This is a genomic window from Curtobacterium sp. MCSS17_011, from assembly GCF_003224275.1.
In the GTDB taxonomy this organism is placed as follows: Bacteria; Actinomycetota; Actinomycetes; order Actinomycetales; family Microbacteriaceae; genus Curtobacterium.
On record NZ_QKLE01000011.1, the window covers coordinates 13,570 to 26,258 of the forward strand.

Annotated in this window: 8 protein-coding genes; 7 read left to right on the forward strand and 1 reads right to left on the reverse strand. The window is 72.9% G+C overall.

Features of this window, described 5'->3' with window-relative positions:
* The first annotated feature begins 60 nt into the window (after nt 1-60).
* The 4 genes from aroA (at nt 61) to hisN (ending at nt 4,716) form a co-directional block, all read left to right on the forward strand.
* Nucleotides 61-1,431, forward strand: coding sequence for a 3-phosphoshikimate 1-carboxyvinyltransferase (gene aroA / locus DEJ17_RS09490; protein WP_110893338.1), 1,371 nt, complete (start codon nt 61-63; stop codon nt 1,429-1,431).
* 3 nt (nt 1,432-1,434) lie between these two features.
* Nucleotides 1,435-2,481, forward strand: coding sequence for a ribosome small subunit-dependent GTPase A (rsgA, locus tag DEJ17_RS09495; RefSeq protein WP_110893340.1), 1,047 nt, complete (start codon nt 1,435-1,437; stop codon nt 2,479-2,481).
* 254 nt (nt 2,482-2,735) lie between these two features.
* Complete coding sequence (locus tag DEJ17_RS09500) at nt 2,736-3,908, forward strand: hypothetical protein (RefSeq protein WP_110893342.1); 1,173 nt, start codon at nt 2,736-2,738, stop codon at nt 3,906-3,908.
* A 19-nt stretch (nt 3,909-3,927) separates the two neighbouring features.
* The gene (gene hisN / locus DEJ17_RS09505) at nt 3,928-4,716 is read left to right on the forward strand and encodes a histidinol-phosphatase (RefSeq protein WP_110893344.1); all 789 of its coding nucleotides are present in this window, start codon (nt 3,928-3,930) and stop codon (nt 4,714-4,716) included.
* Between the two features lie 18 nt (nt 4,717-4,734).
* Here the strand turns inward: hisN and DEJ17_RS09510 are convergent, their stop codons facing one another.
* On the reverse strand, nt 4,735-6,294 hold the full coding sequence (locus tag DEJ17_RS09510; RefSeq protein WP_110893346.1) for an MFS transporter: 1,560 nt from the start codon (nt 6,292-6,294) through the stop codon (nt 4,735-4,737).
* 524 nt (nt 6,295-6,818) lie between these two features.
* On the opposite strand from DEJ17_RS09510, the gene DEJ17_RS09515 reads away from it, so the two are divergent.
* The 3 genes from DEJ17_RS09515 to DEJ17_RS09525 all read left to right on the forward strand — a co-directional run bounded on the left by DEJ17_RS09515 (nt 6,819) and on the right by DEJ17_RS09525 (nt 12,682).
* Nucleotides 6,819-9,518, forward strand: coding sequence for a LuxR family transcriptional regulator (locus tag DEJ17_RS09515; protein WP_110893348.1), 2,700 nt, complete (start codon nt 6,819-6,821; stop codon nt 9,516-9,518).
* 472 nt (nt 9,519-9,990) lie between these two features.
* Nucleotides 9,991-11,805 carry a glutamine--fructose-6-phosphate transaminase (isomerizing) gene (gene glmS / locus DEJ17_RS09520; protein ID WP_110893350.1) on the forward strand — a complete coding sequence of 605 codons (1,815 nt, stop codon included), beginning with the start codon at nt 9,991-9,993 and terminating at the stop codon, nt 11,803-11,805.
* 163 nt (nt 11,806-11,968) lie between these two features.
* Nucleotides 11,969-12,682: a M50 family metallopeptidase gene (locus DEJ17_RS09525; RefSeq protein ID WP_181421124.1), complete on the forward strand. Its 714-nt coding sequence runs from the start codon at nt 11,969-11,971 to the stop codon at nt 12,680-12,682.
* Nucleotides 12,683-12,689 lie beyond the last annotated feature (7 nt).

Consider the following 12,689-nt stretch of genomic DNA (forward strand, 5'->3'; position numbering starts at 1 on the left):
TCGTGCGAGTGTTGCAGTCGCCACTGATCCTCCCGGTGCGTTCAGTACCCTGGTGAACCGATGGCAGACACGACGCATTCCCACAGCGGGGCCCAGCCCGCCGACCCCTGGATCGCCCCGGTCGCAGGGGGTCCGCTGCGCGGTGACGTCGCGCTGCCCGGGTCGAAGTCGCTGACGAACCGGGAGCTCGTGCTCGCGGCCCTCGCGGACGGCCCCTCGACGATCCGGCTCCCACTGCACTCCCGCGACTCGGCGCTGATGATCGCGGGCCTCCGTGCGCTCGGCGTCGGCATCGAGGAGCTCGAGCCGGCGGCCGGCACCGCCCCGAACCCCTACGGCCCGGACCTCCGGATCACGCCCGCCCCGATGCACGGCGACGTCCGGCTGGACTGCGGGCTGGCCGGCACCGTGATGCGCTTCCTGCCGCCGCTCGCCGCCCTGGCCGTCGGACCCGTCACGGTCGACGGCGACCCCTACGCCCGCAAGCGACCGATGCACGCCATCGTGCAGGGACTCGTGGACCTCGGTGTCGAGGTCACGGACGACGGCGGCGGCTCGATGCCGTTCTCGTTCACCGGCACCGGCTCGGTCCGCGGTGGGGCCCTGACGATCGACGCGTCGGCCTCCTCGCAGTTCGTCTCCGGGCTGCTGCTGTCGGCGCCCTGCTTCGACGAGGGCCTGCACCTCACCCACGTGGGCGAACGACTGCCGAGCATGCCGCACATCGAGATGACCGTCGCGGCGCTCCGAGCCCGCGGCGTCCACGTCGACGAGCCGTCGGTCGGCGAGTGGGTCGTGCACCCGGGCCCGATCGGCGCACGCGACGTCACGATCGAGCCCGACCTGTCGAACGCTGCACCGTTCGCCGTCGCCGCGCTCGTCGCCGGCGGCACCGTGCGCATCCGCACCTGGCCCACCGAGACGACGCAGGTCGGCGCCGACCTCGAGACGCTCCTGCCCCTGTGGGGCGCGACCGTGGCCCGTGACGGTGACGACCTGCTCGTCGACGGCGGCGTCGGGATCCGGGGTGGGGCCTCCTTGCCGGGTCTCGAACTCGACCTCAGCCGCGGCGGCGAACTCGCCCCCGCGCTCGTCGCGCTGGCCGCGCTGGCGGACGGCCCGAGCGAGATCACCGGGATCGGCCACCTGCGAGGGCACGAAACGGACCGCCTGGCCGCGCTGGCGGCGGACCTCAACCGGTCTGGAGGCGCGGTGCACGAACTCGACGACGGCCTGCGGATCGAGCCGGCGCCGCTCCACGGCAGCGCCTGGGGCGCGTACGACGACCACCGGATGGCGACCGCCGGGGCGATCGTGGGCCTCGTCGTCGACGGCGTCGCCGTCGACGACATCGGGTCGACCGCGAAGACCCTGCCGCAGTTCCCGGAGCTGTGGGCAGCGTTGGTGGCTTCATCGGTGAGTGGGGTCTGACGCATGAGCTGGTGGGACGACGTCGACGGTGACGACTCCGACGCGGACGAGCCGTACGGGCAGTACGACGAGTCGAGCGTGCGGGTGCGGCCGAACCCGAAGGGCAACCGGCCCCGCACGAAGACCCGGCCGACGTACGACGACGCGCCCGTCGGGTGGGTGACGAACGTCGACCGCGGGCGGTTCGGCGTGCTGATCGACGACCACGTCATCACCGCCACGAAGGCCCGCGAGCTCGGCAAGAAGTCCGTCGTCACGGGCGACCACGTGTCGCTCGTCGGGGACGTCTCCGGGGATCCCGGCTCGCTGGCACGCATCGTGAAGGTCGCCGAACGCACCACACTGCTGCGACGGAGTGCCGACGACTCGGACGAGGTCGAGCGCGTCATCGTGGCGAACGCCGACCAGATGCTCATCGTGGTGGCCGCCGCCGACCCCGAGCCGCGCACCCGCCTGATCGACCGGTACCTGGTGGCCGCGTTCGACGCCGGCCTCGACCCGATCCTCTGCATCACGAAGACCGACCTCGCCGACCCGGCTGCGTTCCTGGCGCACTTCGCGTGCCTCGACCTTCGGATCGTGACGAGCCGATCGGACGACGTCCCGTTCGAGGCGCTGCACGAGCTCCTCGACGACAAGGTGACCGTGACCGTGGGGCACTCCGGCGTGGGCAAGTCGACCCTGGTGAACGCGCTGACCGGGTCGACGCGGGCGATCGGCGTCGTGAACTCCGTGACGGGTCGCGGGCGGCACACGTCGTCGTCGTCGGTCGCGCTGCGGGTCCGCGACGGCGGCTGGATCATCGACACCCCGGGCGTGCGGTCGTTCGGCCTGGGGCACGTCGACCCCGCGAACGTCTTCCGGGCGTTCGCGTCGCACGCCGTGCCGGTGCTGCCCGCGCGGGACGGCATCCCGCTGGCGCAGGCGCACGACTGGGAGATCGTCGACCGGGTGCAGGACGGGGAGCTGGGGCCGACCGGCGTCGAGCGGCTCGACTCGTTCCGGGCGCTGCTGACCGGGATGGGCGCGTCCGACCCCGGTTCCGAGTAGCGCGCCGGGCGGCGCCGGCCAGTCGGCGACCGGTCGGCGGCCGGTCGGCTGCTGGTCGCAACACCCCGCGGTGCGTGCGGCGAGTGGTCACGAACTGTCGGCTGGGGGTGCGGCAACCGACAGTTCGTGACCGCTCGAGCGCCGGCGCGCGGTGAGTCGTGACTACTCCGGTGCCCGCGCAACCTCGCACCGGACGACGCCTCGGCACCGGGCCGCCGTCGACAAGCGCGCATCGGGGTTGTACAGTTGCGGTCGTGTCTGAAGTTGCAAAGTACAACTTTGCGCCGACCCTCGCTGTCGACGCCCCGTCCCCGAGCACGACGACGACGTCGCACGCGCACCACTCCCCCACCCACAAGTCCCCCCGGGCCACGAAGCCGCAGCGGTCCGACAGCGTCCTGCGCCCCGCCGGCCTCGGTCGCCTGCTGCTGACGTTCGCCTCGCACATCCTCGTGCCGCTGTTCCTGGCCGCCGGCATGGGCCTGGCGTACCTCGGCGCCTTCCACGCCCCGGCGCCGCAGGAACTGCCCGTCGGCATCGTCGGCCAGGGCGCGGCCACCCAGGTGTTCGCCCAGACCGTGACCGACCAGTCCGACGGGGCCCTCGTGGCCCACGTCGTCGGCTCGACGAAGGCGGCCGAGCAGCAGGTGCGCGACCGCGACCTCGCCGCGGTGTACGCGCCGACGGCGACGGGTGCCACGCTCTACGTCTCGACCGCCGCGTCGGAGACGACCGCGAGCGCCGCGCAGAAGGTGTTCCTGCCGATCGCCTACGACCAGCACGTGCCGTTCCGGGTCGTCGACGTCGTGCCCACGGGCGACCAGGACACCACCGGCCAGGGGCTGTTCTTCCTGCTCGTCGCCCTGAGCGTCGGCGGGTACGCGTCCGCGATCGCCGTGGCCTCGGTCGCGACGAAGCTCCGTGCCGTGTGGACCGCGGTCATCGGGCTCGCCACCGCGGGGGTCGTCGCCGGCATCGGCGTGATCGTCGCCGGACCGATCTACGGCGTCATCACCACCCACCAATGGCAGGTGTTCCTGTTCGCCTGGCTCTACGACGCGATCATCGTCGCGCTCGGCGTCGGGCTGCACCCCGTGCTCGGACGGTGGACCACCCCGATCCTCACGATGCTGTTCGTGATGCTGAACTTCACGTCGTCCGGCGGGATCTTCCAGCCGGCCTTCCAGCCCGGGTTCTTCGCCGCCCTGCACACCTTCTGGAGCGGTGCCGCGTGGCTGCAGGCCGCACAGGACCTGCAGTACTTCCCGGACGCCTCGCTCGGTCGGTCGTCGCTCGTGCTCGCCCTCTGGCTGGCCGCCGCGCTCCTGCTCTGCGCCGTCGTGCACGGACTCGTCGCGCGCCGGACCCGCATCGCCCGCGAGCGCGAGGTCACCCGGCTCGAGGAAGAGGAGGTCGTCGCCGCGTAGCGACGGTAGGTTGGGCCACGTGGACCTCAGCGCCGACCTGGACTTCGCCCGCTCCCTCGCCGACACCGCCGACGCGATCAGCCTCGAGCGCTTCCGTGCCGCCGACCTGCACGTGACGAAGAAGGCCGACAGCACGCACGTCACCGACGCCGACCAGGCCGTCGAACGGGCCCTGCGCGAGCGACTCGCCGCCGAGCGACCGGACGACGCGTTCCTCGGCGAGGAGACGACGGCGGACACCGGGGCCGAGGCCGTCAGCGAAGGACACCGCCAGTGGGTGGTCGACCCGATCGACGGCACCGCCAACTACCTGCGTGGCGTGCCGGTGTGGGCGACCCTCATCGCACTCGCGGTCGACGGCCGCCCGGTGCTCGGCGTCGTCAGCGCTCCCGCCCTCGGCAAGCGCTGGTGGGCGGCCGAGGGCTCCGGCGCGTTCTCGCTGGACGGGCCGCTCCGGGTCTCCGGGGTGTCCGATCTGGCCGACGCGAGCCTGAGCTACAACAGCATCCAGCAGTGGGACGACGACGACCGCCTCGAGCCGCTCGTCGACCTGTCGCGCCGGGTCTGGCGCACCCGGGCCTACGGCGACATGTGGTCGTACATGATGGTGGCCGAGGGCGTCCTCGACGTCGCCGGCGAACCCGACCTGAAGCCGTGGGACATCGCGGCCCTCGTCCCCATCGTGGAAGAGGCCGGCGGCCGCTTCACCTCGCTCGACGGTGACCCCGGGCCGTGGCACGGCAGCGCCCTCGCCTCGAACGGCCTGGTGCACGACGCCGTCGTCGAGGTCATCCGCCGCGACTCCTAGGCACGGTCGGCCGGCCGGTCAGCCCCGGTCGGCGGACGCCGACGCACCGGTCCCGTCGGCGGACTCAGCAGCCGCGTCCGAGTGCTCGGACTCCCCGCCCGACCGCCGGGCCGCCCGGCGACGCGCCACCAGGTCCGCACCGGCCAGCACCAGCGCGAGCGCCATCAGCGACACCGTGAACGTCGTGCCGCTGCGGAACGCGTCGTGGTACGCGTCGAGACGCCCGCCCGACCCACCGGCCCCCGACCCCGCCGCCTCGCTCCGCACGATGCCGTAGAAGATGCTCGTCGCGACCGCGGTGCCGATCGCGGTCCCGACCCGCTGCCCGAGCTGCTGCATCGACCCCGCCACGCCGGACTGCTCGACCGGGATCTCGGCCAGGGTCAGGGTCTGGTTCGGCGACACCACGAAGCCGCCACCGAGGCCGCCCACCAGGAACGCGCCGGCCATCGCCCACGGGGTGACCTCCGGCGGGGTGGCGACCGCGGCGAGCATGAGCAGCAGGAAGCCGACGACGACCATGCCGAGCCCGGCGACGACCAGCGCTCGCCCGACCCGGTCGACGATCCGCCCGCCGATGTACGAGCCCACGGCACTCGTCGCCGCGAAGGGGATGCTGACCATGCCGGCGAACAGCGGTGAGAGCCCGAGGCCCTCCTGCAGGTACAGCGTGACCATGAGGAACGATGCCGGCAGTGCGGCGAAGTAGACCGCCACGATCGACAGGCCGTTGCGGTACGACGACAGCCGGAACAGCTCGAAGTGCACCACGGGCGACTTGCCCTGCCGCTTGAACCGCCGTTCCCAGAGCACGAACAGCACGAGGAACACCGCGAAGCCGGCGAGCCAGAACCAGCGCGTCGCGGAACCGCCGCCGCCGCTGGTCAGCACGAACGGCAGCATCAGGGTGACGATGGCGGCGCCGAGCAACAGGATGCCGACGACGTCCAGTTCGCGGTCCTGGGCCTTCCCCTGCGCCCCCTTCGGCAGCAGACGGAGCGCGAAGAGCAGTGCGGCGATCCCGAGGGGCACGTTCATCCAGAACAGCAGCCGCCAGCCGGACTCCTCGCCGCCGATCGCGATGAGGCCACCGCCGATGGTCGGCCCGAGGGCGGTGGAGATGCCGATCATCGCCCCGAACAGCCCGAACGCGCGGCCCCGCTCCGGCCCGCGGAACAGCTGTTGCACGAGTCCGATCACCTGGGGCATCTGGATCCCGGCGGCGAAGCCCTGCAGGATCCTGGTGACGATCAGGACCTGGATGTTCGGTGCGACGGCGCACAGCAGGCTCGATCCGGTGAACGCGCTGAGCCCCACGATGAACATGACGCGCCGGCTCTTCAGGTCGCCGAGCCGACCCGCGGGCACGAGGGCGAGGCCGAACGCCAGCGCGTACCCCGCCACGATGAGCTGGAGCGACGAGCTGGTGGCGCCGAGGGACTGCTCGATCGAGGGCAGGCCGACGTTCACCTTGGACAGGTCGAGGATCGTCAGGGCCGCGACCGCCACGCACACGGCGAAGGCCCGCCACCGGGTGCGGTCATCGAGGCGGGCGTCGGTCTGTTCGGCGTTGGACATCCCGTCCGTGCTACACCTGCGTCGACGAACGAGGTCCGGACAGACCTGTACCCCGGTTCCGTCCGGCGGACCCGGATCGGGGTGCAGAGGGCGGGTGCCACACCCCCCTCGTGGCCCCCCGTACTGGGGGCACCGTTCTGGACATCTGCTCGCGGGAGTCCGCTCAGCGGGCCGGTACCTGAGTTATCGTGCTCCAGACGGCAGGTCACGTGATGCTCTCGGATTCCCTAGATCCGGAGGCGGAACCAACCGGTCGTGTTCGTCCGAAGACCCTAACCCGAGGGGTGATACAGACGATGACATCATCGTTCCCGAGCGGAACCGAGTGCACCCACACTCGTCGACCGCATCCAATCCACGACAGTTCCGGCGCGCGCTCAGTCGCCGCCGCTCGTCCGCACTCCGCCACGGTCACCCGCCGTGCAGCAGTCCGGTCCGCCTCAGTGCGCCCCGTCGCAGCGACCCCCGTGTTCGCCGACGCCCTCCTCGCAGCATCCGCCTCCGGACCCGGAGGCCGGTGAGTCATGGCACTCACCGGTCGACGTCTCGAGGTCGACCGGATCGCGACCCTCGCAGTGCTCCCACGGGAGTCCGCGATGGTCGTGGTCGGCGACCCTGGTTCCGGACGCAGCAGCGTCCTCGACGCGGTCTCGAACCGCGTTTCCCTCCCCGTCGTCCGGGTCGGTGTCAACGGGAGTGAATCCCGTTGGCCGCTGGCCGGGGTGACCTCCCTGTTCACCGCGCTCGACGACCCCCGAGCGACCGCGCACATCGCCCACCTGCTGCAGGCCGGCGGGACCGCGGCCGCCGTGACGGCCGGGCTGGCGGCGGCGCACGACTTCCTCGACGCCGTGCACGCCCTGACCCTCCCGCCGACGCTCGTCCTCATCGACGACCTCGACCGGATGGACACGGAGAGCCAGGAACTCATCGCGTTCCTCGCCGGACGACTCGCGGGCACCGCCCTGCGCGTCGTGGCGACGGTCCGCTCGGTGCCGTCGGACGGTCCGCTCGCGGCCCTGCCGACCCTGCGCATCGAACCGCTGCCGTCGGACGAGGCCCTGGTCCTCGCCCGGGCCATGGCGCCGGCCGAGGCGAACGACGGCGTCCTCGCCGTCCTCGCCGAGGAGACCGGTGGCAACCCCGGCGCGCTCCGCGAACAGCTCGCGGTGCTCACCCGGGAGCAGCTCACCGGCGCGGAGCCGATCGTGCTCCCGCTCCGACCCACTCCGACGACCGAGGCCATCGCGGCGCTCGCACTCGGGCCCGCCGCGGGACGCGATCTGGACGTCCTCGCGAAGCTCGCCCTGGTGCCCGTCGCGAAGACCACGGCGTGGGACCGGGACGAGCTGGACGACCTGGTCGGGGCCGGTCTCGCGACCGTCCGCGGGCAGAGCGTCACCGTCCGGCACCCGCTGGTCCGCTCCGCGCTCTACTGGCGGATGCCCGCCCGTGACCGTCGTGCGGCACACGCCGCGCTGGCCACGGCGAGCGCGGAGAGCGACCCGCGGTCGGCCGCGTGGCACCGGAGCTTCGTCGACGACGTCCCCGACGTGGTCGCGCTGCTCCAGGCCGCACGGTCGTACGTCGTGGACGGCAACGTGCACGCAGCGATAGCGCTGACCGAGCGTGCCCTGCACATCGGTGGCGGGACCGAGGACGAGCACGTCGCGCTCCTCGGGGTCGCGGAGGCCATGCTCGGCAAGCGCCTGCTCGGCTTCGCCGCGCGGTACCTCGCGGCGCTCCGTCCGTTCCGGACGACGCCGAACGAGGTCCGCCGGCTCCGGCTGCAGTACTCGGCCGAGTACCTCAGCGGTGACGCCGTGCACGCGGACGAGCTGCTCGTCCCCGTCGATGCGACCGACCCGGCCGAGGTGGACGCCGTCGCCGGGCTGATGGCCATGGTGGCGTGCTTCCGTGCCGAGGCGTGGGAGCTCGACCAGGCCAAGGACCTGCTGCACCGGATCGAACCGCTCGAGGGGTCGGCGTCCACGCACACCCTCGAGATCGCGACGACCGCGCGGGAGCTCATCGCTGCCGTGGACGGCGTGCTGCCGCCCGACACCGAGCTGCACGACGGGCTCGCGACGTCGGAGCTCGTGGCGATGTCCGACCCGGCCCTGCTGCTCCTCGCCCACGCGCTGAGCATCGGCGAGCGCTACCGGAGCGCGCGACGGGTGTTCGCACTCGTGCTCGCCCGGGGGCAGGAGACCGCGGCGGTGTGGACCGAAGCGGCGCGCTACCTGACGGCCGAGAACGAGGTGCGCTCCGGCAACTTCCGGCAGGCGCTCCGCGCGATCGACGTGTGGGAGTCCGGTTCGTCCGTCGCCGAGCGGTTGCGTGAGCCCTCCCGCGCGATCGCCGTCGCGTGGCGGCACTTCGCCGAGGGCCGTTCCGCCGAGGCGCTCGACGTCGTGGACCGGTGCCTCGAGCACCGTTCGACGAGTCGGCTCTGGGGCGCGACGGCGAAGCTGCACGCGCTCCGCGGCAAGGTCCTGCTGCTCGACGGTCGCCTCGACGAGGCGGCCACCGCGCTCGAGGCCGCCGATGCCATCGGCCGGTCGCTCCGGAACCCCGCGGTGCTCCGGCACCTCGGCGACCTGGTCGAGGCGTACGTGCGTCTCGGACGGATCGACGACGCGCGGACGATCACGGCCCGCCTGGCGGCGGACCACCATGCCCGTCCAGGGCGCTGGGGTGCCCTCGTGCTGGCGCGGAGCCTCGCGCTCGTCGCCGACGACACCACCCGCGAAACGGCTCGTCGCCGTGCGCTGGAGCTGTTCCAGCCGCACGACTCGCAGTACGAGCGGGCTCGCACGTTCGCGGCGCTGGCCGCGGTCGGCAACCCGGCGGAGCGTCCGCGCCTCGGTGCGGCGGCCGCAGCGGCGTACGAGGCGGCCGGCCTGCGTCGACCGCTGGTGACGCCGGCGCCGGCTGCGGCGATGCCGCAGTTCGGCACGGGCTCGTCGTCGGTCCGGTCCGGGCCCGTGCTCTCACCGGCGTTCCCGGGGACGCCGCGCAGCGCCCCCGACGCGTCGGCGGTGCTCACGTCACTGACCGCCGAGGAGCGTGCGGTGGTGCAGAAGGTCACCGAGGGCTACCGCAACCGCGAGATCGCCTCGTCGCTGTTCATGTCGCAGCGCACGGTGGAGCTGCGGCTCACGCAGATCTACCGCAAGGTCGGCGCGCGGTCGCGATCGCACCTGGTCGCGCTCCTGACGTAGGAGACGCACCACAGGACGGACGGGAGGCCCGGTACCAGCTGGTACCGGGCCTCCCGTCCGTCGTCCCCCGCGTCTTCACGCAACCGACCTCGCCGGCTCGGTCGGCGCTGGCGCGTCGCTTCGTGCGGAGCGCGCGCTTGCGGGAGTCCGCACGCGACCGCAGCGCGGTGTGCCCCCGCACGCGGGGAACCGCAAGAGCGTCCGACGGGTGTTGCCGTGTGGTCGGCGGTGGGTGAGGCTTCTCCTGCACCGACCGCCGTGCCCCTCCCCCGGGGGCCAGCCCGCGGTACCTCGTCCGGTACCCGAACCCCTCGGCCCAACGACACCGACGTCCGTCCTCGCCTGATCCGAGGACGGGCGTCGGATCCCGGGCCGGGAGGCCCCGGACGCGCGGCAGACCCGACGGCGGTCGGTGCCGCACCAGTCCCACCTCCCCGTTCCACCCACCCTCGTTCCCCCGAAGGGACAGCCGATGTGCGGCATCATCGCGGCCCGCGTGTCTGACGACGCGACCCCCTACCTGCTCGACGGACTCGAACGACTCGAGTACCGCGGGTACGACTCCGCCGGCATCGCCGTCCGGACGGCCGTCGGCCGCACCGAGACGATCCGCTCGGTCTCCCGCGTCGGCGACCTGCGCACGCTCGTCGCTGCGCGCTCCGGTGACGCGCTCACCGGCGTCGGCATCGGCCACACGCGCTGGGCCACGCACGGTGCCGTGCGCGAGGCGAACGCGCACCCGCACGCCGACTGCACCGGCCGGGTCTCGATCGTGCACAACGGCATCATCGAGAACGCGGACCGGCTGCGGCAGACGCTCGAGGCGCAGGGCCACCGCTTCCGGTCCGACGTCGACTCCGAGGTCATCGCGCACCTGGTCGAGCGGGCCCTGGTGGTGGACCCGGACCTGATGCTCGCGGTGCAGATCGCGACGGCACAGCTCGAGGGCTCCTGGGCGATCGTCGTCCTGGACGCCCGGGACGGTCGGATGGTCGTCGCGGCGGACCGCTCCCCGCTCGTCGTCGCCCGCTCCGGCCGCGGTGACTTCGTGGCGAGCGACATCGGCGCGATCGCCGAGTGGTGCGAGACGTTCGTGGCACTGCGCGACGGCGACGTCGTCGAGCTCGGTGAGGCCTGGACGTGGTCGTCCGACGGCATCACGGTGCCCGTGCCGTTCCCCACGCCGTCCCCGTTCGCCGCCGCCGCGCTCGACCTCGGCGACCACACGGACCACATGGCGAAGGAGATCGACGAGCAGGCGGACGTGGTCGCGACGATCCTGGACCGGGTGGCCCGGCGCACCGCCGACGGCAGCATGTGGGTGGGTCTCGGCCTGGCGGGCTTCCACCGGCTCGCGATCGTCGCCTGCGGCACGTCGCTGAACGCCGGTCAGGTGATCGCGACCGCACTGCGCGGGATCGGCGGCGTACCGACCGACATCGTCGTCGCGAGCGAAGCCGAACAGGCCGTGCTCGCTCCGGGCACCCTGGTCGTCGCGATCAGCCAGTCCGGTGAGACGGCCGACGTGCTCCGCGCCCTGGACCGGTTCGAGGACCGTCACCCGGTGCTCGCACTGACGAACAACATGCACTCGTCGCTCGCCCGACGGGCCGACGCCGTGCTCGACTGCCACGCCGGCCCGGAGATCGGGGTCGCCGCCACGAAGACGTTCACGGCGCAGGTCGTCGTCGGGGTGGCGGCGATGATCTCCGCGATGGTGGCCTCCGGCCGCATCGAACCGTCACGCGCGCAGGTGCTCGTCGACGAGCTGCTCGACCTGCCGGCCCGGATCGAGCACGCCGCGCGGGTGTCCGCCGAGCGGATGCCGCTGCTGGTGTCGAGCGTCAAGGAGGCGACGGGCTTCCTGTTCCTCGGCCGCGGTGCCGGACTGCCGTACGCCGCCGAGGGCGCCCTGAAGCTCAAGGAGCTCAGCTACCGCTGGGCCGAGGCGTACCCTGCCGGCGAACTCAAGCACGGGCCGCTCGCGCTGGTGGACGACGGCACCCCGGTGGTCGTCATCGACCACGGGGAGCCGAAGATCCAGTCGGCGATCGCCGAGGTCCGGGCCCGCGGTGGCTTCGTCATCACGATCGGCGGCGAGTCGGCGGACATCCCCGCGCTCGGCCGCCGTGGCACCGGCGACCTGGCCTGGGGCGCGATGACCGCGCCCTGGGGGCCGCTCGAGGCCGTCGTGCCGCTGCAGATGCTCGCACGCGAACTCGCCCTGCAGCTCGGGTGCGACGTCGACAAACCCCGGAACCTCGCGAAGTCGGTGACGGTCGAATAGCCGGACGCCGACGCGTGAACCGCCTGACGGTCTTCCTCGCCGTCCTCACCGCCCTGGCGATCGCCGGCACCGTGGTCCTCGTCACGGTGGTGCTGACGACGCCCGTGCTCCCCTGACGCCGGTCCCGCAGGGTCTTCCTGGGCGGGGCTGCGATGCTGGTCCCTTGACCACCGCAGCCCCGCCCCTCGTCTTCGTCGCGCTCCTCGTCGGCGCCGTCCTGCCGTTCGTGCCGTTCGTCGGCCGGGTGGCCCGCATCGCCGCGACCATCGCGCACGAGGTCGGGCACGCGATCGTCGTCGTCCCGTTCGGCGGGCGCATCCAGCGGATCGAGCTGCACCCGGACGGGTCCGGCGAAGCCTGGGTCCAGCTCGGCCGGGTACCCGGAGACATCCGCTGGCTCGTCCGGATCCTGAACCTGTACGCCGGGTACAGCGCGCCGCTCTGGGCGGGGGTGCTGCTCGTGACCGGGGTGCTGCACGGCGCACGGTGGCTGCCGGTGGTGGTGCTCGCGGTCATCGGGCTGGTGGCGCTGGCGTTCGTCCGGAACTGGTTCGGCCTGCTCGTCGTGCTCGGCTTCGACGCGCTCGCCCTGTGGGTGGCCGTCCGCCCCTCCGAGGCGACCGTCCTGGTGGTCGCCACCGTCGGGGCCTTCTTCGTCGTCGACGGCCTGCGCTCGGTGGTGCAGGTCGGCCGCTGGCTCGTCACCGGCGCCCGGGTGCAGACCGACTTCCACATCGCCGCGACCGAGATGCGGGTGCCGGCGTCCCTGTGGTTCGTGCTGTTCGTCGTCGTGAACGCCGTCGCGGTGTGGCTGGCGCGCGAGCCGCTGCTCCAGGTCTGGGACACCGTGGTCGCCGGGGTCCGCGCGCTCGTCTGAGGCCGCG